The sequence below is a fragment of the Rhodococcus baikonurensis genome (assembly GCF_040489275.1).
GTDB classification, from domain to species: domain Bacteria; phylum Actinomycetota; class Actinomycetes; order Mycobacteriales; family Mycobacteriaceae; genus Rhodococcus_F; species Rhodococcus_F baikonurensis.
The window spans coordinates 47,669-69,211 of sequence record NZ_JBEUOQ010000022.1; the positions used below are offsets into that span (position 1 = coordinate 47,669).

Annotated in this window: 15 protein-coding genes; 4 read left to right on the plus strand and 11 right to left on the minus strand. The window is 62.6% G+C overall.

Annotated features, from left to right (window positions below):
* Positions 1-153: 153 nt before the first annotated feature.
* Entirely contained in the window at positions 154-468 is a 315-nt protein-coding gene (locus ABWI03_RS30550) for a hypothetical protein (protein ID WP_206029123.1), read from the plus strand.
* 31 nt (positions 469-499) lie between these two features.
* Here the strand turns inward: ABWI03_RS30550 and ABWI03_RS30555 are convergent, their stop codons facing one another.
* Positions 500-2,086, minus strand: coding sequence for a helix-turn-helix domain-containing protein (locus ABWI03_RS30555; RefSeq protein WP_298775768.1), 1,587 nt, complete (start codon positions 2,084-2,086; stop codon positions 500-502).
* A gap of 169 nt (positions 2,087-2,255) precedes the next feature.
* Here ABWI03_RS30555 and ABWI03_RS30560 point away from each other — a divergent pair, with 169 nt between their 5' ends.
* The gene (locus ABWI03_RS30560) at positions 2,256-3,086 is read left to right on the plus strand and encodes a siderophore-interacting protein (RefSeq protein ID WP_298775771.1); all 831 of its coding nucleotides are present in this window, start codon (positions 2,256-2,258) and stop codon (positions 3,084-3,086) included.
* Between the two features lie 72 nt (positions 3,087-3,158).
* Positions 3,159-4,244 carry an ABC transporter substrate-binding protein gene (locus ABWI03_RS30565; RefSeq protein WP_298775774.1) on the plus strand — a complete coding sequence of 362 codons (1,086 nt, stop codon included), beginning with the start codon at positions 3,159-3,161 and terminating at the stop codon, positions 4,242-4,244.
* Between the two features lie 96 nt (positions 4,245-4,340).
* On the opposite strand, the gene ABWI03_RS30570 is transcribed toward ABWI03_RS30565, so the two are convergent.
* Positions 4,341-4,760: a hypothetical protein gene (locus tag ABWI03_RS30570; RefSeq protein WP_298775776.1), complete on the minus strand. Its 420-nt coding sequence runs from the start codon at positions 4,758-4,760 to the stop codon at positions 4,341-4,343.
* Positions 4,761-5,426: 666 nt separating this feature from the next.
* Here ABWI03_RS30570 and ABWI03_RS30575 point away from each other — a divergent pair.
* On the plus strand, positions 5,427-6,584 hold the full coding sequence (locus tag ABWI03_RS30575) for an acetyl-CoA C-acetyltransferase (RefSeq protein ID WP_298775779.1): 1,158 nt from the start codon (positions 5,427-5,429) through the stop codon (positions 6,582-6,584).
* Between the two features lie 60 nt (positions 6,585-6,644).
* Here ABWI03_RS30575 and ABWI03_RS30580 read toward each other — a convergent pair whose 3' ends face one another.
* The 9 genes from ABWI03_RS30580 to ABWI03_RS30620 form a co-directional block, all read right to left on the minus strand.
* Positions 6,645-8,192: an ATP-binding cassette domain-containing protein gene (locus ABWI03_RS30580; protein WP_298775781.1), complete on the minus strand. Its 1,548-nt coding sequence runs from the start codon at positions 8,190-8,192 to the stop codon at positions 6,645-6,647.
* Positions 8,189-9,808: an ATP-binding cassette domain-containing protein gene (locus tag ABWI03_RS30585; protein ID WP_298775783.1), complete on the minus strand. Its 1,620-nt coding sequence runs from the start codon at positions 9,806-9,808 to the stop codon at positions 8,189-8,191. The genes ABWI03_RS30580 and ABWI03_RS30585 overlap by 4 nt, the downstream gene beginning before the upstream one ends.
* Positions 9,809-9,937: 129 nt before the next feature.
* Positions 9,938-10,831 (minus strand): ChuX/HutX family heme-like substrate-binding protein, encoded by an 894-nt coding sequence (locus ABWI03_RS30590; protein WP_298775785.1) that lies wholly within the window; start codon positions 10,829-10,831, stop codon positions 9,938-9,940.
* A gap of 46 nt (positions 10,832-10,877) precedes the next feature.
* Positions 10,878-12,668: a sulfite reductase subunit alpha gene (locus ABWI03_RS30595; protein WP_298775787.1), complete on the minus strand. Its 1,791-nt coding sequence runs from the start codon at positions 12,666-12,668 to the stop codon at positions 10,878-10,880.
* A 35-nt stretch (positions 12,669-12,703) separates the two neighbouring features.
* On the minus strand, positions 12,704-18,172 hold the full coding sequence (locus tag ABWI03_RS30600; RefSeq protein WP_298775789.1) for a glutamate synthase-related protein: 5,469 nt from the start codon (positions 18,170-18,172) through the stop codon (positions 12,704-12,706).
* Positions 18,173-18,355: 183 nt separating this feature from the next.
* Positions 18,356-19,399, minus strand: a complete 1,044-nt coding sequence (locus ABWI03_RS30605) for a ParB/Srx family N-terminal domain-containing protein (protein WP_124567988.1) — start codon at positions 19,397-19,399, stop codon at positions 18,356-18,358.
* Positions 19,400-19,551: 152 nt separating this feature from the next.
* Complete coding sequence (locus tag ABWI03_RS30610) at positions 19,552-20,412, minus strand: 3-hydroxyacyl-CoA dehydrogenase (protein WP_095972294.1); 861 nt, start codon at positions 20,410-20,412, stop codon at positions 19,552-19,554.
* A 15-nt stretch (positions 20,413-20,427) separates the two neighbouring features.
* Positions 20,428-21,042, minus strand: a complete 615-nt coding sequence (locus ABWI03_RS30615) for a TetR/AcrR family transcriptional regulator (protein WP_095972295.1) — start codon at positions 21,040-21,042, stop codon at positions 20,428-20,430.
* An 84-nt stretch (positions 21,043-21,126) separates the two neighbouring features.
* The coding region (locus ABWI03_RS30620) for a hypothetical protein (protein ID WP_353799022.1) at positions 21,127-21,543 on the minus strand (417 nt) is incomplete at its 5' end.

A 21,543-nucleotide genomic window follows, 5' to 3' on the forward strand; every position in this document is an offset into this window, starting at 1 on the left:
TTTCGCGTGCTCGCTTGGTCGCCGAGGAATCTGTTCATCGCGCGAACGGGCCAACATCCAGCTACTGTTCGATCCCACCAGATTTTTCTGGCGTCGACTTACTTGCACAGAGCATAAACCCTGACTGAAAATTCAGTCAAGAAAGTAGTGAGCATGAATGACGACATTCGGGATACCCGCCAGCCAATGGTGACTTCGCTCGGCATCATCTTGGGGTTCTTGCTGAACTTTCTGGCTCAGTGGGCAATTCGCGACGACGGCAAAGCGCCGGTGGAAACCACGACCGACTGGGTCATCGTGGTCACACTGTTCACAGCCGTCGCTCTGATGCTCATAGTTCTCTTCAGGACACTGAGCAGTTCGTACGAAGTGGAGCAGGCTCGCGAGAGATATCGCGGAATTCTGCGTCTCTACTTGTTTGCCATCTCCCTGGTTTTCGCCGGAATGGCCGCCGCATTGTTCGTGTAGTGGGGCCTGTCGGAATACTCCGACCGAAGGGTCACGAGTCGATGAGACCTTCGGCCGCGCCCCGCCAACCGCGGCGCTGGTAAGCCCGCGGCGACATGCCGTGGGCAGCGATGAAGACCTTGGTGAAGCCGGAGGCGTGCGCGTAGCCGAGTCGGCGGGCAGTCTCTCCGGCCGAGAGACCCTCCTCGAGATGAGCACGGGCGAGGGTCATACGTAATTGGGCACGCCAGCGTGGGTAGCTCTGGCCGGTGGCCTCAGTGAAGCCTTGGTGGAGCAAATTCTCGTCGACGCCGAGTCGAGCGCTCCACTCCGACAGCGTGCGCGAATCGGTGGGGTCGGCCCGAAGCGCGCCAAGGATCGTCTCGACTGGATCGCTCTGACGACTGCCATGTGGACGAGCCGCCGCAGAGTTGCGGACCAGCCTCGAGATCCGCGCCGGGTCGTGGATCTCGGGGCGCAGGTGGGTGTAATTCGCGACCACCGTGTGCAACAGATACCTCTCCGCTTCGCGCGCGAAGTGCAGCACACGTGGCGGCGGTGCGGCGACCGGAGAGGCGCCCGGCTGGGACCCGAGGGGAAGTAGTAGAGAGCCTTCCGCGATCTCGACACTGTTGCGAACTCCCGCTGGAAGCCACATCGCGTCGCCCCGCCTCAGATTCCACGTTCGGTCGCCGAAAGTAACCCGGGCGGAGCCTCGATATATCCAGACGACGACGTGAAAGTCGTTGACCCTAGCCCATGTTCCGCTTGCGGAGATCGTCGGCGGTATCGGTGCCGAGCGTGGTTGGGTGCCTTCCTCGGACAACAGCGCGACGCTCTGTGCCAACGTTTCGTTCTCATGGATCGGCGCCGCACCTCGGTGTGCACGTGCGTAGGCGCTTGGTGTCATGCCGGTGTGTTCACGGAAGGCGCGGGTGAATCCCGCGGGCGTCGCGAATCCGACCTGTCCACCCGTCCAACCGATTTCGCGTCCGGCGTCCAGGTAGGCGGTTGCTGCTGCGATCCGGGCCGAGGTACGCCAACGCACGAAAGACAACCCAGTCTCCTCGGTGAATCGGCGCTGCAGGGTGCGGACACCGATCTTGAGTTGCCGGGCAAACTGGGAAAGTTCGGTGTCGTCGGCTGGTGTCCGAAGAAGTGTGCGAGCGATCTCGAGGGTTTCGGCCGAGCGAGGCAATCTCGGCGGGGAGTGCGGCACCGAAGCGCCCGACTTTTTGGCATGGGCTCCCGCGACCAGCTCGAGCAGCCCGGCACCCACGGCCGTCCCACCGCGCAGAAATCCCAAGTTGTGTGCGAACTGGTGGACGAGCCAGTCCTGCCAGGCGGCCGGGATCTCGAAGTCGATGATTCGGTTCAACGTGGGAGGCAGGTCGGCAGCGGGCATCGGGATGGGAAATGCGACCGCCTCCGGGTCCACTCGAATGCTGTACGCGATTCCCGCCGGTACCCACACTGCGGCCCCCGCGGGCACGTTGCGGACGCGGTCGCCGATCTGCAGTTCTGCGCGTCCGGTGTGTACCCAGAACAGCAGCGGCTCGCGTTCATTCGCAATCGAGGCGAGTCGAGCGGCAGGGATTTCGGGGACTTCTCCCGCAGAGAACACCAACCGTGGTCCCACGATGCCCCCAATGTAGATGCCTTCTCGCACAGGCGACCGATGAGTGTAAGAAGTCGGCACGCACGGATAACCGTATCCGATTAGGGCAGGCTAGCTTTAATTACTGGCCGTCTCGCCGTGATCGAACGTGGGCCGAACCCCCGTCTGTGCGCTTCCGAGGAGTCTTTCCGTGCCCCGAAACACCCGTCCGACAACGGCGTACCCCGTCACCTTGCGTGAACTCGAGGTATGTCGGGTGGCAGACGTGACGCCGGGCATGAGGAGAGTAACGCTCACCGGCACCCAGCTCGAAACCTTTACCAACGCCGACGGTTACGTCGAGCCTGCCTTCACCAGCACGGGCTTCGATGACGACATTCGGTTGCTGTTCGCCTACCCTGGCGAAATCGACCCCGTCCTACCGGTGATGGTCGACGGCAGTGTGACTTTCGCTGCGGGGCGCCGCCCACTTGCCCGCGTCTACACCGTGCGTCGCTACGATCCGCGAACAAGGGAACTCGAGGTCGATTTCGTCGTTCACGGCAGTGGAGTGGCTACCGCCTGGGCACGCGGCGCCGGTCCGGGCGACCGAATGCACATCGCGGGTCCCTCTGTATCGCAGGGACTTCCGGAGGATTGCGAGCATCTGCTGGTCGTCGGTGACGAGACGGCGCTCCCTGCGATCGCGCGTCTGCTCGAAGGATTGCCCGCCGATACCAGGGGGCAGGTGTTCGTCGAAATTGCGAACTCAGCTCACATTCAATCGGTGCGCGAGTTGCCCGGGGTGAGTGTCACGTGGTTGCCGCGCGAGGGGGCCGAGCCCGGCACCACTTCTTTGTTACTCGACGCGGTCACTGCCGCCGAATGGTGTGACGAACGCGTATTCGCCTGGCTTGCAGGCGAACAGGCGACGGTTCGCTCGCTTCGTCGGTACCTCATTCGTGATCGAGGAATTGCGAAGACCGACATCGACTTCACCGGCTACTGGAAACGCGGCGAGGCCGTACGTGCAGATTCCTGACCTGGCTCCATCGCTCACCCGACATCTGTACTCAGTAAGACCGACAGCGCTCGATAACACCGAAAGGCAGAAATGACAGTCCTGCGCACCAGACGATCACGGATCACCGGACTGATCGGGGTCGCGCTCGCCGCAGCGCTCCTCGTAACCGGGTGCTCGGCCCCGGCCGAAGACTCGAAAACGGCATCCTCCCCCAATTCGGAAGGAAGTGCCCTTCCCGCGGCGGAAGGAACGACCACCTACCCGCTCACCCTGGAATCCCCTTACGGTACAAGCGTTCTCGAGAAGCGGCCGGAGCGTATCGCCGCGATCGTGCCCAATGCTGTCGACACGGAAATGCTCCTCGCCCTCGGCGTTAAACCGGTCCTCTCCTCGTCGATGGTCAAGGAATCGGCTTCCCAGTCGTACTTGTTGCCTTACGACGCAGAGGATCTTGACACTTTCGAGTTCGCGATGGGCGGAACACTTCCCGTCGAAGCCATCGCCGCGAGCGAGCCTGATCTCATCGTTGCCGTCGGCTGGGCTGACGGCCTGGGTGGTTTGTCCATGGGCGACTACTACGAGCGTTTGTCCTCCATCGCACCGGTGGTGACGAGTCCCGACACGAAATCGCGGATGCTCGTACCGTGGAAGGAATCGATTCGCGTACTCGGCGAGACCCTCGACCTCTCGAAGGCGGCCGAAAAGATCGTGGCCGACCATGACCGGTATTTCGCGAACGTGCGCCAGGAGAACCCGCAACTCGCGGGCTTGACTGCAACCTGGGCGATCTTCTACGGAACCGGCAATGGGCTGCAGTATCTTTCAGCACCCGGTTCGGCTCCGGCAACATTCCTGGGTGAGCTCGGCTTCGCCGAGAACCCGCGCGCAAAGGAATTCGTCACCCAGAGCACCGTCGGCGAGGAACTTCTCGAGAACATCGATGCGGACTTCCTGCTGATCGGCCGCAGCGCTGCCGGCAGCGAAGAGGATTTCGACAAGCTGACCGATGGAAAGCTCTTCCAGGCGCTGGGAGCCGTGTCATCCGGGCATTGGGTCGCTCTGCCTCCTCGTACCGCCGACGGTGGGGACGTTCTGTGGGCGATCACGAGTGGTGGTCCGATCGGAACGATGTGGGCGGCTGAGCATGTCGTTCCGCTCATCAGCGAGAAGCTGTAGGCGGACAACTGGAGAACGGAAAGCGCTCACCCGTCGCCACATGATTGTGTGGCGGCGGGTTGTTCGTACAGCAAGAACCCCGGGTTTCGGGGTTACCTATGGCACGAAAAAGGTTGCGAAACCTGGAGTGACCGGTCCGGCGGCAGGCAATATGGTGACCGCAACTTGCCCGGCCCCGGTCTGCAGGGTGGTCTCACCCGGGGTTGCTTGGTTGTCGCCCGAAAGCCGACCGGTGCCGGAGGTCCCTGTCGAGAGGTTCAGCCAACGCACTTCGGTCGACAGCATGCATCCCCACCGGGCGTCTGGGGCGCCGGTGATCGTCACCGTGCCAGGTTGTTCGCCGACTACCGCCACGCAGCGGACAGGAGGCGCGTCGAAGCTGCCATTGGGGTTCCCGAACGGTGCCGGGTTGATTTGGAACGGAACTGTGACTGCCGCGGAGGCGATGGCTGCGGGTGCCAGAACCGAAACGGCAACTACGGATGCGCAGGCGGTCAATCGGCGTACGAGACTCATCACGGTAACCTCCGGTAATCGAAGACGGTGTGGTGCTCATACTGTACCCGGAGTGCAATTGCCGCAAGGGGATCCACGTTTCAGATCAGTGACGGTTTGCAAATCACCGAGTGCGCTGCTGTCGGTAGAATCGTTGTCCTGCAACGAGTATCGGTACATGTACCCTGTAATGCGCGGTGAACTGCCCTATCTCATTGGGCTCCACCGAAAGTACTAACTTTTCATGCTTCGGCCGGCCGGCAGGTGGTGTAGCTCGAGCAACTTGGTGCCGCTCGCGAGACGGGTTGAATGTCTCTACAGTGGAGGCGATGGATGCGAATGGTGTACTCGCTTCGCTAGAAGCTGAACGCCCGCAGGTGTTCTCGCAACTTCTGCTGCTTCACATCTACGTGCGGTTGATACGGCGTGGGCTGCCGTGTGACATTGGGAGGTCGAGTGTCGACTGCCGAATACTTTCGACAGCAGTGGGTTTCGTTGGATGGAATCACGAAGATCAGGCCTGTCGACACCGGGTTGGTCGTCTAGGGGCATGCCCGGACTCGGCGACCTCTGGCCCGCGGGTAAGGGTGGGTGTCAAAATCACGCTTCGCATACCAAGCAAATGCTTGATCGCTAGAGTGTGGACATCAAAACGCCCGACAAAAGCTCGATTTCGAAGGAGTTCGTATGGTTGCACCCCAGGCCTATGTAGTCGATGCAGTCCGCACTCCGGTGGGTAAACGGAACGGCTCGCTCGCCGGGGAACACCCGGCGGACATGGGAGCCCATGTCATCACCTCGATTCTCGACCGCACCCAACTGGACCCGATGGCTGTCGACGACGTGATCTTCGGTTGTGTCGACGCTATCGGGCCGCAATCGGGCAACATCGCCCGTACCGCCTGGCTTGCAGCAGGCTTACCGCTGGATATCCCGGGAACGACAGTCGACAGACAATGCGGATCTTCACAGCAAGCCATCCACTTCGCAGCACAAGCAGTCATGAGTGGGACCCAAGATGTGGTGCTTGTCGGCGGTGTGCAGAACATGTCTGCGATTCCTATCTCTGCGGCGATGCGTGCCGGCAACGAATACGGATTCGACACACCCTTCAGTAAGTCACGGGGGTGGGCTGCTCGATTCGGCGAGGCCGAAATCTCACAGTTCGTCGGTGCCGACCTGATTGCCAAGAAGTGGGGTATCAGCCGTGAGGACATGGAGGAATGGGCACTGCAATCGCATCAGCGTGCCCGTGCTGCCATCGCCGACGAGCGATTCGAGCGTGAGACCGTGTCACTGGGTCACTGCGTCGTTGACGAATGCCCACGAGAGACATCCTTGGAGCAGATGGCTGCATTGCCCGCGCTGAGGGAAGGCTCGCTACTGACAGCTGCTGTGGCCTCGCAGATCTGTGACGGCGCGTCAGCGGCCTTGATCGTCTCCGAGAAGGCGCTCGAGGTTCATGGATTGAAGCCGAGGGCGCGTATTCATCATATGAGCGTGCGCGGCGACGATCCGATGCTGCAACTGTCGGCACCCATACCAGCGACCAAGTTTGCGCTCGCGAAGTCAGGCATGTCGATCGGCCAGATGGATACCGTAGAGATGAACGAGGCATTCGCTTCGGTAGTTCTGAGCTGGCTGATCGAGACGGGTGCAGATCCCTCCCGAGTAAACCCCAACGGTGGTGGAATCGCATTGGGTCACCCTCTTGGAGCCACCGGAACCAAGCTGTTCGCCACGATGCTGCACGAGCTGGAACGCATTGACGGACGGTATGGACTCCAAACCATGTGTGAGGGTGGCGGAACCGCGAACGTCACTGTCATCGAGCGGCTGAGCTGAAAGGAAGAATCGGGCGGCATGGAAGCCGCACTGTTGCAGCGCTCCGTCAGGTAGGCGGTATCAGAGCGTGATCGTGCGGGTCGGCTCCCAGATGGAGGGGTCGCGGTGGGTGACGACGAAGACGGTGGCCGCCAATTCCTGCACAGCGACGGCGATGCGGCGCTCGGTGCCCTCGTCGAGAGCCGAAGTGGCCTCATCGAGCACAAGCACGGGTGCGTTTTTGAGGAAGGCGCGAGCGATCGCCACTCGCTGACGTTCGCCACCGGAGAGAGCGGACCCTTGGTGTCCGACGTCCTGATGAATGCCGAGCGTCGAGCGGTCGAGAACGGCGCCGAGGGCAGCGCGCCTGGCGGCGTCCTCGATCTCGGTTTCGTTAGCCCCAGGTCTTCCCAGTCCGATGTTTTCCCCGAGGGTGCCGGAGAACATGAGTGGATCCTGCGACACGTAGCCGATGTGCGCGGCCAGGTCGTCGTAGGGCAAGTCGCGCAATGAAACTCCGCCCAGAGTGACGCTGCCTTCGTCCGGGTCGTCGAAGCGCATGAGCAGCCCGAGAAGTGTGCTCTTCCCGGTACCGGAGCGTCCCGCTACGAGCACGCGATCACCAGCGGGGATCTGCGCGTTGATGCCGCGCAGAACTGGCGCGTGATCCACGTCGACGATCTTGATGTCGGTTCCTGCCGGGCGACCTGCGTCCTGGGGTTCAGGCTCGGGCAGCGCGGGAGCTGAAGTCGCGGTGCGGTAGTCGCGAACCGTCGCGCGAAGTTCATTGACTCCGATTCCGGCCAGTGCGAGTTCGTCGAGCGGGGCGGCGGCGCGGGCGGTGAGGACGACGAGCGCGAGAGCGGCTGCAGGATCGTCGAATCCGGTGGCGGCGAGGAAGATTACTGCACCTGCCAGCGGCACGATCGCCGCGATCGCCGAGATGAATGTCGCTGGCGCCGCGGCGAGATTGGTCCGTGCAAGCGCGGTTTCCTGATCCCGCCAGCTTCGCTCGATCCGTTCGACGGAACGAGTGGGACCCGCTGCTGTACGCAGTAATTCGAGATGGTCGGTGAGCTCGAGAGTTGACTGCGTCGCAGCGAGTTCAACCTCGTGCCGGCGCTCGTCCGCTCGGCTGAGAGCGCGTTGGGCCAGCGTCTGAGCTGCGAGCGACACCGCGAGAAGTCCCCCGACGAGCAGCATGACTCCGGGTCCCGCGACGACCGCGATTCCAGGAAGCAGGAGCAGCGGGATCAGCGGTGCAACGAGGAAGGTCTGAAGTTGGTGTGCGGGAACACTCATCAGCGACGGGATCCCGCGCCCGGTGACGGTGGCGAGCAGAGCCCGGTTGTCGTCGGTGAACCAGGACAGCTTCGCGCGGGCGAAGGCATCCCCGAGCGCGTCGTAGAGATCGCCGACGAGTCGAGCCCCGGTGAAATATCCGCCCCGCGAGACCAGGACGGTCACGAAGAGGGCGATTGCGGCCGTGGCCAGGACGAGAACCGGCGGCCGGTGATCGGCGATCGAGAGCGCGAGAGTGGTGTACGCGATCGCCTCGAGGACCGCGACGGACACCCAACCGAGTCCGATGGTGATCAAGCGTCGACGGGCTGCAGTGGTGCTGTTCATTGTTCGGCTCCAGTCAGGGCAGCATCGGATGCGATGAGACTCCGGAGGTCGAGCCGATCGTCGGCGTCGTCTGCAAGAGCGGGGTCGTGGGTGACGATCACGATCGTCTTTCCTTCGTCGTGTGCGAGATGTCGTAGTTCTTTCAACAGTTCGGCCGCTGTCCGATCGTCGAGTGCGCTGGTCGGCTCGTCGAGCAGCAGTACTGTTGCGGGCGAAAGGAATACCCGAGCAAGCCCGACTCTCTGACGTTCTCCGCCGGAGAGTGAAGCGGCATCGACATCGAGGCTGACGTCGATCTGTGCCCGGCGAAGCGCTGCGGCGTATTCCGCGTCTGTTGCGTCGGGGGCGGCCAGCGCGATGTTCTCGCGCACCGTGGCAGGCAATACGTCTGCGCCCTGAGGCGTGAGCAGAATGGACCGTGGCCGCAGGTTCTCGTCGATAGTGTCGACGCTCTGGCCCGCGTAGCGGACGGTACCCAGATCCGGGATTTCGAAGCCGGCCAGTGCTTTCAGCAGCGTCGACTTGCCCGCTCCACTCGGTCCCGTGATCGCAGTGATTGCGGACGGGCGGAATGCATGCGTGACGCCGTCGATGACTCTGCGGTCCGCGATCGTGACAGTCAGGCCGAGGATCTCCAGTCGATCGGAGGGACTGGCGGCCGGAACGGTTGATGCTTCACCAGCCGGGAGGGTGGCTTCCTCCAGCGCTGCGGCGAGTCGGACTGCAGCAGAGCGTCCAGCCGCGACGTAGTCGAGGCCGTGCCCGAGCCGCAGGGCCGGTGTCACGATTGCGAGACTGAAGAGAATGGTGGCGGCCAATGTCGGTGCATCCCAGCGAAATCCGACGGCATAGGCGATCGCAAACGTTGCCGTCGCCTGCATGAGGGAAACGGCGACGGCCGCAGGGGTCGCCACGAGTCGAACGCGCTCCTGCATTCCCCGAGTGAACCGTGCTGTCGATTCTGCATAGTCAGCGGCAGCACCGGTCTGCGCGCCGTAGATCCGGCAGACGCGGATGCCGCGGGCATAGTCGTCCACGGCGGTCACGATGTCGCCCATGACATCCGCACGTTCAGCGCTGTACCGCGCAGCCATTCGAGGGATCACGATCACATAGAACAGTGCTGCCACGATGCCGGGAGCCAGAGCGAGAAGCGCCACCGGGCCGGCTGAGACGGCCAGCGCCGCGATCGTGAGCGCCGGGACCACCACGAGCGTCGCGAACTCGGCAGGTAGGTGCGCAGTCATATGGTGCAGCGCCGAGATGTCTTCGGAGACGAGCCTTCTCAGCGCGTCCCCGCTGTAGCGGGACAGCGTGCTTGCCGGCAACCGGACGACGTGGGCAGCGAGCTGGCGCCTGAGCCTGGCCTCGAACAGCGCCTCGGCGTGGTGCGAGAGCCACGACGACGTGGCGGCGAGCGTGACGCCGACGAGCCAGAGCCCGCATGCCCATTCGGCCCAACTCATGGACGGTTCACCGATGAGTTGCACGACGCACCAGAGCGCTCCGAGCATCGCGACCCCCGACGCAGCCGCCGCGACCACCCCGGCGGCCAATGCAGGCAGCGCCGGGCGCAAGGCCGGGACCAGCGATGGTTCGACGAGAGGGCGGGGCATGGATAACTCCTTGAATCAGCGTCAGGGTGCGGGCACGACAAGTGACCGAAACCTGAGGTTAGGCTTCGGTTGCCACTCTTGGTTATCGCAGTACGCCGATTTCTTACACTCGATTGGCAGCCGTCGGCGTCAGGATGCGGCCGAAATGGAAGTCAACACGTCTTCCCACATGTCCATGACTGCGGGTTCGGCTGGACCTGTTTGGGTGAAGACTGCCACGCATTTTCGGCGGAAGTCGTACATCTCGATCGAGCTGGTCAGTCCGTGAACGCCGTGCGTGCGGGTCAGCCAGCACTCCGCGACGCCGTTCAGGTCGATCATCGTCCGGCAGGTGTCCGAGGCTAGAGTCAGCGTTCCGCCGAACATGGCTGCCGCGTCGAGATCACCGCGATGAATCTGCAGGCAGCCGTTCCCGGCGACAACCGTCGTGACGGGCAGTTGTTGGTAGGACAGGTGCTCCATCCCGGCAGCCATGAGGTGAGGATCGATTCTCCGGTAGCCGAGGGCGCCCAGAGCGACCAAACCGTTGCGGCGTTCGCTGCCCCTGTCCGCGAGGATGAAGTCGAGTTGTGTCAGCTGATCGGCTTCGGCCCAGAATGCGGGCGTATTCGACGTCTGGATGGGAGGGTTGGCTTCCCTCGAAGCGTCGGCCGCGTTTCGTATCGCTTCGAAGGCGAGACGATCCGAGGCCGGGGTCAAATAGGTGGTGTGCGAACTCGATCCGTGAGTGTCGAACATCCGGAGCGTCGGCGGAAGGTGCTGCTCTGCATCAGTGGTCACCACCGAACCGAGGGCGGAAGGGTTCAAACGCAGAGAGACGAGTCCTGGCGTGCAGACCAGCGGATCACCGGGAACGGTGGGAACGGCGTACTTTCCCGAGTCGTTGACAGCCACTGGCCCCGCAACGGTGATCGCGACGACATCGCCCAAGAGGGACAACATTTCGCCGACTACCCCGGGTACCGTGTCGATCAGTCCACCGCGGAATCCTGGACGCGCAAGCAGCGCGTCCAGGTCCGACATGCGCGCCACAGCTGCGCAACGGCATTCACCACGGTGGGGACACATCTCAGTAGACATCCCGTAGGTACCGCTTCGATCGTTTGAGGTTGTTGACGTAGTCCTCAGCGGTATCCGCATCCAACCCGCCGTGCTCGGCGACCAACTCGTGCAATGCGTCGTCGACGTCCTTCGCCATCCGGGTGGCGTCGCCGCAGACGTACACGTGCGCGCCCTTCTCGAGCCAGGCGAACAACTCTCGGCCCTGCTCGCGCATACGTGTCTGGACGTAGATCTTCTCGGACTGATCACGAGAGAAGGCGAGGTCGAGACGCGTCAGGACACCGTCACGGGTCAGGCCGTTGAGCTCGTCCTCGTAGATGAAATCGCTCGACTGATGCTGATCGCCGAAGAAGAGCCAATTCTGCCCCGACGCGTTCCGCGCCCGACGCTCGTGCAGGAAAGCGCGGAAGGGTGCGATGCCGGTTCCGGGTCCGATCATCACGACGGGAGCAGCATCATCGGCGGGCAGACGGAACGAATTGTTCTTGGAGACAAAAACTCCGACCCGGTCTCCCTCGCCTACCCGATCCGCAAGATACGTCGAGCAGACGCCGCCGCGATCCCGCTCGCCCGAGCGGTAGCGCACACTCGCAACCGTCAGATGCACGGTGCCGTCATGGGCCAGCGGGCTGGACGAGATCGAGTAGACCCGATGCTGAAGAGGGCGCAGAAGACCAAGCAACTCTTCGGGATTCAGGCGAACTGTGGTGCCCAGCTGCAGAAGATCGAGCACATCTTTGCCCCACAGCCACGCGTCGAGCGCTTCCCGATCTTCGGTGTCGAGAATATGCTGCAGTTCGGCGTCTCCGCTGCGTCGGGCGATGTCGTCGATCAGATCGCGAGAGGGAATCGAGATCTCGTAATCGCTGGTCAACACCTGGTCCAGCGGCACGGACGAGCCGTCCTTCGCCGTGACGACGCAATCGCCGCTCACCCCGAGTTGACGGATGATGGCGTCGACGAGAGCGGGGTCGTTGATCGGGCGGATTCCCAATCCATCTCCGGCCTCGTAGTCCAGACCATCCTCGCCGAGTGCAAAGGTGAAGTGGCGGACTTCCTTGGCGGAGCCCTCACCGGACAACAGTCGATTGGCGAGAACAGTTGCAGGATAGGGGTTCTTGCGCGTCCATTGGGATTTGGTCTTCAGTGAACCGGATGCAACCGGCACCACCGCAGCGCCTGTGTCGCCGCCCGGACCGGCATCACCGTCCACGCCCGCCACCGCAGCGACGGCACGAACGATCCACTCGGCCGCGTCATCCTCGTAGTCGACGTCGCAATCGGTGCGGTCGACAACGCGGGTCCCGCCGAGCGCTTCGAAGCGAGCGTCGATGTTCTTGCCGGACTGGCAGTAGCCGTCGTAGCTGGTGTCACCGAGTGCAAGCACGCCGAAGTAGAGACCGTCCAATCTGGGGGCGCTCTCGGATTCGACTGCGTCCCAGAACAGCTGCGCGTTGTCAGGCATCTCGCCCTCGCCGTAGGTCGAGGTGATCACGAGTACCCGGCGCATGGCGGAAAGTGCGTTGATATCCACGGTGTCAAGACCCGCGACAAGTGGTTCGAGACCGTGGGCACGAGCAGCAGCGGCCGCGTCTTCGGCCACGGACTCCGCGTTGCCGGTCTGGCTTCCGAAGAGGATGTGCACGGCTGCCCCGGCAGTTCTTTCCACAGTTGCTGTTGCAGTACCGGTTTGACCGGGCATGACGGTTCGTGAGTGAAGACCGGCCAGGAATCCGGAAAGCCACGCTCGCTGGTCGCCGGTGAACGGTGCGTATTCGGGAATGTACGGAATTTCCATGATTTGAAGCTCACCTACGTTCGGGGGGAGAGAGGTCAGGACACCAGGTCGGGGATCGCACGTGAAGCGAACAACTCGTCGAAGTTCGGCAGGGATCCGAGTTTGTCCCGGTTCTTGTTGTCTTGAAAAAGAATCCACCCGTACGTCGCGGGACTGTCCATCGCCAGCACGTTGCGCAGACTCAACGCCTGCTTGTAGTCGTCGACCCGCTTGGCTGCAATCAGCGCGGCCAACTGTTCGTCGTCGTAGCCGGCCAGAATCTCTTTCGAGTACTTCACCAGGTGCTGGACGAGGGCGAAGTCCTCGGTCAGCACCAGATTGCGAGCTGCCTTCTGAACTGCTGGATCGTCGGGTCCCGACGCATTCGGGGTGCGGGCCGCGGCGAGTTGTTGGGCGAAGTGAAGCACGGTGTACTCGCTGAGGAGTGCGTACATCGTTGCGGTATCGGTTTCTCCGTAACCGGGGACTGCGCCGCCGAGTGCGGGACGCTCGTCTCGTACCGCGAGTTTGAAGGTGCGTACCTGCCGCGCCGCGATGGCGGAAGCCAACTCATCGAGAAGTTCTTTGTGCGTTTTGGCGGCAAGGATGGCGTCGCTGTCCTGGTAGAGCATCAGCGCCTTGGGCATCGCGTAGACAAACGAGTGCTGTTCGACTTCCCAGTTCTCGAGCAATCGGGTTCCGAGCGCGGATCCCGTTGCCTCCACATGCAGTTCGAGAAGGAGTTGCACTGCGTGGTTGTGGACGGCGGCAAGAGGGTCGGTCGCAGCGGTGATCGACCCCAACAGCACGGAATCGGTGCTCGCTCGCAGTGCAATCTCGCCGCGAGGGTCGTACTGGTAGAAGAACCCACCACTCATGCCGTTGCCGACGCCTTTACCGAACTCGCCGAGATTCAGGACGGCACCGTTTGTCATGTACTCACCGGCGAAGTCGCCGACGCCTTCGACGACAGCGCTGGCTCCGGAGTTGCGAACCGCAAAGCGATCGCCTGCTTCACCTTCGACGAACACTCGCCCACCGGTGGCGCCGAAGAGAGCGAAGTTGCCGATCAACACGTTTCCGCCGGCGTCACTGGAGCCGCCGCCAGGGCTGCGCACGGCGATCACGCCGCCGCTCATGCTCTTTCCCACGCCGTCGTTGCATGTCCCGGTGTGCTCCAGGTGCATGCCGTCGTTGCAGAATGCGCCGAACGACAGGCCCGCAGATCCGGTCGTCAGGACGCGTACGCTGCCCGGAGCGAAGTACCGTCGCCCACGTTCGTCGGTCAGCACTCCCGGAGTGAGAAGCCCGGCCGCTCCGTAGTTGAGTTCACGTTCGAGATCGACCGCCAACTGCCCGCCGACGCTCTTGTTCCGGTTACCCAGGTGCAGTGCACCTTCGGCGAATTCGGGTCCGGACACGGTGACCGAGGCCTCGCCACGGTCGAAGAGTGCCGTGCGAACCTCGTCCATGATCTTCTCGTCGAGCGCGTACTCGCGCTCGAGGTACACGGGATTGTCGACGGTGATGTCCGGCGCCGACGCGAACATCGCGCCCAGGTTCAGATTGCCGACGATGGACGGGTGATCGATCAGATGCAGGAGGTCGGTTCGTCCTCGCGCTTCCTGGAGGGATCGCATTCCCAGATTTGCCAACAGTTCCCGAGTTTCGTGAGCGATGTTGAGAAGGTACTGCGCCATGGCGCGGGGATCGCCGTCGAACAGTTCCGGGTTGGTGGTCAGTCCTGCGGGGCACTTGATGTTGCAGTTCTTGGCCATGACGCAGCCCATCATCATCAGAGCCGATGTGCCGAACTCGAAGCTGTCTGCGCCGAGTAGTGCCGAGGTGATGATGTCGCTGCCGGTCTGATGTGCGCCCGAGCATCGAAGAACGACCTTCTGACGAAGACCGTTGGCGCACAGAGCTTGATGGACCTCTGCGATACCGACCTCGGCCGCGCGGCCCGCGTACTTGAGGCTGGTCACGGAAGCGGCGCCGGTGCCACCGGTGTTTCCGGCGACGTTGATGACGTCAGCGCCTGCCTTGGCGACTCCGACGGCGATGGTGCCGATACCTTCCGAGGACACCAACTTCACGATCACCCGGATACGCGCTGCCTTGCAGTCGTGGATGAGCTGAGCGAGGTCCTCGATGGAGTACGTGTCATGGTGAGGCGGCGGTGAAACCAGTTCGACACCGGGGGTTCCACCGCGGGCCGCAGCGATGTCGATGGTGACCTTGGCTGCCGGAAGCTGGCCGCCCTCACCGGGTTTTGCACCTTGGCCGAGTTTGATCTCGATCTCTTTGAGCATCGGGTCGGCGAGGTATCCCGCCCAGATTCCGAATCGACCGGATGCAAACTGCTTGATACGCGATGCTCGAATTGTGTTGTAACGGGACAGGTGTTCACCACCTTCACCGCTGTTGGACATCGCGCCGACCATGTTCGTGCCATGCGCGACGGCTTCGTGTGCCGGAGCATTGAGCGCGCCGTGGCTCATGGCTCCCGACGCCAACTTCGGAGTGATGTCGCTGGCGCTCTGCACCTCGGAAAGAGGAACACCTGCCGGTGCGACCCGCAACTTGGACAGGAACTGTGCCCCGATACCTGTTGCCTTCAGAACCAGATCCGGTTCAGTCGCTTCGATGGAGATTTCGCCCGAGAAGATAGCGTTGAGAGCGTTTCCGAGTGCTGCCCGGCGTGCGGCGTCGTCGGCCAGTGGTCCGTCCAGGCGAAGTGTGTACCCGCGGTCTGCGGCGGATTCACACTGGATTCCACGCATCACGATCGTCGTATTGCCGTGTACCGAGAATCGGCTGATCTGCTCGGCGAACTCGGCTGTCGTCACCGCAAACGTGACATCGCCGGGAACGGAGATGACGTCGCGCAGCGCAGCGGGACGACGCGATCGTTCCGCAGCCATGACAGTAGAAAAGTCCCGGTACCCGGCGGTGATGTCGAAGTCGTCGATCTGTTCGGTGGTCAACCGGTCGAAGCTCGTCGCCCGGTATGCCCCGGCGTCGAGGCGGAAGGCGTCGTCGAGCCGTCCGAGGGGAAGGAGACGCAGAGCCTCGAATTGTTCTGTTCCCGAGGGGCTGTCGAACGCGATTTTCTCCTCGGTGAGTTCGACGTACTTGCGGACCGCGGTGGTACCGAACGAATGCCCTGCGCCGTCAGCGCGCTCCTTGAACAGACCGAGCAGTGGCAGGTCCTTCTCACCCCCGACTTCGCTCGCCCGCTCGTGCCACTGCTTCGAGGTCGCCGCGACGGTGTCGAAACCGACGCCGCCGACCGGGGATTTCATGTTGGGGAACCACTGACGCAGTACAGGGTCGGACGTATCGAGGAAGTTGGGTTCGAAGAATTCTCCGCCGATGTAGCTCTCGACGGTGCACAGACCGACGCGTCCCATCGTCTTCATGAGCGACTTCTCGGCGGCCTTCGCGAAGCGCCGGAACGCGGCGTCCGGGTCGGCCCCGAACTTCTCCTCGGCGCGAAGTTGCACAGACAACGGGTAGACGGCCGAAGCGCCGAAGCCGAGTGCGGCAGCAACGTGGTGCGAGGACTCGATCTGGCCGCTCTCCACGATGAGAGAGACACGCAGTCGCAGGCCTGCGTCGATGAGTCGCTGGTTCAGTGCTCCGACGACCATGATCGCGGGAAGTGTTGCACGCTCGTGAGATACGTGACGGTCGGTCAGGACTGCGATCCCGCCCTGTTCAGCTGCGAAGGCCACAACAGCGTCGCCGAGTGCGGTCATCGCGTCGACCATCGCTTGCGCGTCACCCCCGGCGGGGTAGAGCATTTCGAAGCGGCGGTGCGGTGTGTGGTTCTGTTCGCGGATCTTGAGCATGTCCAGATGCCCGAGGATCGGCGACGCGATGACGATCTGTTTGCCCTCTCCGGCAGTCGTCTTCGCGCCCAACGCGACCCGGAGAGTCATACCGTCCGCTTCACGGATGCTGTCCAGCGGAGGGTTGGTTACCTGGGCGAATCGCTGCGAGAAGTAGCGTGCCACACCGCCTTCGCGATCGCTGAACGCGTTGATGGCGTTGCCGTAGCCCATGGCGGAGACCTTCTCGGCTCCGTGCGTGAGCATCGGATCCATCAGGAATTTGAAGCTCTCCTGATCCAGGGAGTACGCCATGTAGCGCTGATGAACCTCGAAGGTTCCGTTGTAGCGCGTCGGTGAGCTCACCTTCTCCGCAGGTACGGAGGCAATGTCCTCGATCAGGATTCGTGACTGCTCCACCAGAGACTGGTAATCACGCTGTGCAGCAATCTTTTCCAGGGCCTCGCGGGCAGTGTAGGTGTGGCGATCTCGATGATCGAAGTAGAGCATTCCGCCGGCTTCGACGCGGCCACGGTGAATCACCGTCTCGGGTGGGAACGCGATCTGTCCGGCTTCGGAGAATGCGCACACGTAGTCGTGGGTCTCGATCGTGCGTAGTGGACGCAGGCCGAGGCGATCGAGGCGTGCACCGATGATGGTGCCGTCGCCGAAGACCAGCGCTGCCGGTCCGTCGTTTTTCTCCTCGTACAGCGAGAAGTACTCGAACATCGCCCGCACCGCAGGGGAGAGGGTGGTGTCGTTTTCCCAGGCAGGCGGCATCATCGAGACCACAGCCGTCACCAGGTCGACACTGTCCTCGATGACGCGAGCTTCCAGGGTCTGATCCAGTCGGCAACTGTCGGACTGGCCGGGCGGACGGACGATCGCACGTCGTTTCGCACTGGCGACGGCAGCTTCGGAGAGCCGATTCTTCTTGTCCGTGTTCAGTTCTCCGTTGTGAGCCATGAACCGGAAAGGCTGCGCCATCGTGGGATGCGGGTCCGTGTTGGTCGAGAACCGCGTGTGGAAGTACATCGTGTGTACGGCGTGATCGGGGTCGACCAGGTCGCGGAAGTACGGGATCACTTCGTCGGAGTTCAAGCGGCCCTTGAGAACCTGTGTTCTCGCGCTGAGCGAGAGTGGGTACAACCCGCGCAGCGCAGGCGTGTTGTACGCGATGGCTTCGATGGCGAGCAGCGCCTCGTGCACGAGGCGATCGACTACCGCGGGCTCGGGACGCGGAGTGGGGACCTCGAAGATCCACTGCCTGATCGGAAGCTGATGCGCGATCGCGGCCGGCCGAATCGACGAGTTGTCGACCGGGATGTCGCGCACAGCGAGGGTGGTGAAGCCTCTGTCGAGAAGTTCGCGTTCCACCAGAGCCGCTGCACGAGCATGCTGGGCGTCGTCGTCGGGAAGGAAGAAGTTGCCGACGCAGAAGCGGCCGGCACGGAGGTCGGAGCGCCCGGTGACCTTGCGGAAGAACCGGAGGGAGAGGTCCACCGAGACGCCGCCACCGTCGCCGACACCCTCGGAGGACATACCGCCGCGGTGCGGGACCGAGCAGAGTGCTTCGCGGCCCTTGATCAGGACATCGTGGGTCTGCACGCCGTCCTTGCGCGTGATGAACCCGACCCCGCAACTGCTCTTGTCATCTGCGGGGTCGTACAAACCGACGATGGACGTACTCACTGCAGCAACCTTCTCCCTGTCCTGGTTGCCCGGAGATTTGTTCGACCGGGCAGATACGACGGCATGTATTCCGTCAGGGCAGGGCGTCGCTGCTTCGATGAAGCGGCACCCGAATGGGATCAGACTACTGAGTAGAGGCTTACCTTAGTCAAGTCTGCTGGGTGTGACTTGGATCTGAGCAGGTCAGAGGGTTGCTTTGTAGGCGAGGGCGTAAGCGATCTTGCCCGGCTTGTCGTCTGTGTACGGCTTCGAGAGCTTTGCGAACTCGCCCTTGGACTCCGCTTTGCCATCGTTCCAGGCCGGCAGGACACCAAGATCGGTGGCAGTGAATCCGCTGTCGACGACCGCATCGCCCGCCAACGCGGTCTGCGCTTTGGTCACCGACTTCACCGTACTCAGGTAGCTGGAGAGATCATCGCGATTCCAGTTGGTGAGGTCGACGGGCGCGGTGTCGCGGACCCACGCGCCCCAGTAGAACTCCTGGAACGGGATCGAGCCTGCAGCGAATCCGATGTCGCGGGAGAAATACATCAGGCTGCGGTACTTGTCGTCGGCGAAGTTCGCCAGGCCGACGCTTTTCGGCAGGGACTGGACCGGCACCTGGTTTCCGTCGACGTCACGCGACCAGACCCACTTGTTCTTTTCCATCTCCGTCCAGAAGGCGCCTTCGGTCAGGCCGCTGAGGTTGCCGAGAACTCGGAGTCGCACGTGCAGGTCAGGACCTCCGTCGGCCGTCTCGATGAAGGACGTGAGGGTGTGGTGACCGTCGGTCAGGTAGAGATCGCCGCGGGGGCCGACGACCACGGTCTTCATGGGCGCGATGCTCTCGGCGGTTTCCTGACCCACCGGGATCTGGCAGGTGAAGGACGACGGGTCCTTCAGTGTCGACGCCGCAGTAGCGGTCGCGGCCTGGATCTGGCCGTTCGCCTCGCACCAGTCGTCGAACTTCTTGTTGATCGTGTCTTTTCCGAGCGTGTATCGCCCGAGCTTGTAGTACACCTCGTCGTAGCCGAGGGAAGGCTGCGTCGCATGAACGTCTCCGATGCGCACGTCCAGAAGGTCACCTTCTTTGGCGCACAGGTACTCCGAGCCGCCGGCGGAGCCTGAGAACGAACCGGTGGAGATGCCGCCACACGCGAGGGGAGCGGCGACGGCGGGTGTGCCCGCCAATGTTCCGGCGCCGAGCAGTGCCAGTGTTGTGAGTGCCGAGATGGCGGAACGACGCATGTGGGGATCTCTCCTGAGGGTGGGTTCGCACGTGAGGAAGCTTGCGTCACAATCGCTCAGGGTGGTTTCAGACTTACTGACAACAGACGTCCGCGCGGTGGCTACCACGTGAATTCACGTCGTAGCCACCGCGCGGTGAGCCGGTTGGTTGATCAGCTCTTGTAGTTGTAGAAGCCCTCGCCGACAGCGACGCCGAGCTTGCCCTCGTCGATGTAGTTCTTCTTGATGTAGTCGGCGAATTCGCGCTGCTTCTCGCCGCCCTGGGAGGAAATGTTGTAGACGGTGGTCAACCCGACGACGTCCATGATCTGGAAGGGACCGAACGGGGCTCCGGTGCCGATACGCCAAGTCTTGTCGACCATGTCGGGATCGGCGATGCCGTCGATCAGCAGATCGGATGCTGCATTGAGGAGCGGGACCAGTAGCGAGTTGAGTACGTAGCCCGCCTTCTCCTTCTTGAGCTCGATCGGCACCATGCCGATGTTCTTCGCGAACTCGACGACCTCGCGGTACACGGCGGGGTCGGTGGACTCGGTGCCCATCACCTCGGCAGTGTTGTTGACCCACACGTGATTTGCGAAGTGCAGTGCGAGGAACTTCTCGGGTCGACCGGTGAACTCCTTGAGGTCGCTCGGGAGAAGCGTCGACGAGTTGGTTGCGAACACCGTGTGCTCAGGAGCTACCGTGGCAAGCTTCTCGTAGGTGTCGCGCTTGATGGCGATGTCCTCGGGAATTGCCTCGATGACAAGATCGGCCTTGGCGACGGCTTCGGCGAGATCGTACGAGTACGTAATACGTTGCAGTGCTTCGTCGGCCTTGCCTTCCTTGGCGCCCTCGACGTTCTCGGCCTTGTAGGCCGCGGCCAACGAGTCGAACCGAGCCTTGGCCTTCTCGATGACCTCGGCGTTGATGTCGTACGCGACGACGTCGAAGCCGTGATAGGCGCTCTGATAGGCGATCTGTGAGCCGAGGACTCCGGTACCCAGAACGGTGATCTGCTTCAATTCAGTCATTTTCGATCCTCAATCCTATTCGGTGGGTAGTCCGGCAAGCGTCAATCGGACCTGTGCTGCAACGATGTTCGTGAGTTCGTCAGCCGTGATCCGGTCCAATGCCGCGCGGGCTATTTCGAAGTGCAGCACGTTGGAAATCGTTCGCGCTGCAGTGGTGGTTCGTGTGGTGTGGTGGGGGTGACCCTCGTGCAGGATTTGTGCAATCCGCGTTTGCAGGCGTTGCGAGAGCTCCAGGCCTTCGGCCCGGAAGCATTCGCTGGGCTCGCCGAACAACACCTCGCGTTGGTAGATGCCGGTGTTCTCGTCGTTTCGGCGACTTGCGATCAGCAGGGGTGAAACCAGCTCGAGCACACGAGCTTCTGTGTCCGTCGACTTGGCTTCACGCTCTTCTCCCAGTTCGATCTGCTTACGGTACTCCGCGTTGTACACCATGAGCAGCAGCTCGGCTTTGCTTGCGGCGTAACGAAAGAGGGTTCCGCCGGCTACATCGGCGCGGTCGGCAATCTCTTGAGTGGTGACCGCGCTGTAGCCCTTTTCCGCGAACAGTTCGGCCGCGGCGTCGAAGATGCGTGTCTGCTTTTCGAGCTTGTTGCGTTCGCGACGGCCCAGCCCTTGGTCCGGCTTCGTCATCCCGCTCACCTCGTCTCATTTCGGATCACGCTCATAAATGAGTCTACTCCGAAATTACGGGAGGATGACGTCTCCTCCGTCACATCACCGCAGTCCGCTGACCCAACCGGCAAACACGTCGGCGAACACGTCGGCTTCGCATGCGTGCACCGATTGGGGGTAGGCGCATTCGGGGTATCCAGCGACGACGGCGGCGAGTTCGACGTTGCAACACTGCGCCAAGAGACCGCGCAGGAGATCTGCAGCCGACCAACCGGCAACGGATACCGCCGGGATTCCCTCTTCCTCGTACACCTTCATCAGATCGTCATGCCTCCAGGACAATTCCTCGGCCACCAGTGCATCGGGGTTGAAAGACATGGCGCGGTCGAGTGATCCGCGCAGAAGTGAGTGTGGATCGTCCTCGCCGCGCAGCCTGGTCGCGAGGTCGGCCGGTGCCTTCTGCATGACGAACATCCAGGGTTTGCCGTCGGGAAAGACTCCGCCGAAGCCTGCCACGTT

What these genes read in the sequence shown, in the direction of transcription:
- ABWI03_RS30610 (WP_095972294.1), bottom strand. Translation starts at nt 20,412, where the DNA reads ATGACTGAATTGAAGCAGATCACCGTTCTGGGTACCGGAGTCCTCGGC.
- ABWI03_RS30570 (WP_298775776.1), bottom strand. Translation starts at nt 4,760, where the DNA reads ATGAGTCTCGTACGCCGATTGACCGCCTGCGCATCCGTAGTTGCCGTT.
- ABWI03_RS30595 (WP_298775787.1), bottom strand. Translation starts at nt 12,668, where the DNA reads ATGGAAATTCCGTACATTCCCGAATACGCACCGTTCACCGGCGACCAG.
- ABWI03_RS30550 (WP_206029123.1), top strand. Translation starts at nt 154, where the DNA reads ATGAATGACGACATTCGGGATACCCGCCAGCCAATGGTGACTTCGCTC.
- ABWI03_RS30565 (WP_298775774.1), top strand. Translation starts at nt 3,159, where the DNA reads ATGACAGTCCTGCGCACCAGACGATCACGGATCACCGGACTGATCGGG.
- ABWI03_RS30615 (WP_095972295.1), bottom strand. Translation starts at nt 21,042, where the DNA reads ATGACGAAGCCGGACCAAGGGCTGGGCCGTCGCGAACGCAACAAGCTC.
- ABWI03_RS30605 (WP_124567988.1), bottom strand. Translation starts at nt 19,399, where the DNA reads ATGCGTCGTTCCGCCATCTCGGCACTCACAACACTGGCACTGCTCGGC.
- ABWI03_RS30590 (WP_298775785.1), bottom strand. Translation starts at nt 10,831, where the DNA reads ATGTCGGACCTGGACGCGCTGCTTGCGCGTCCAGGATTCCGCGGTGGA.
- ABWI03_RS30575 (WP_298775779.1), top strand. Translation starts at nt 5,427, where the DNA reads ATGGTTGCACCCCAGGCCTATGTAGTCGATGCAGTCCGCACTCCGGTG.
- ABWI03_RS30580 (WP_298775781.1), bottom strand. Translation starts at nt 8,192, where the DNA reads ATGAACAGCACCACTGCAGCCCGTCGACGCTTGATCACCATCGGACTC.
- ABWI03_RS30585 (WP_298775783.1), bottom strand. Translation starts at nt 9,808, where the DNA reads ATGCCCCGCCCTCTCGTCGAACCATCGCTGGTCCCGGCCTTGCGCCCG.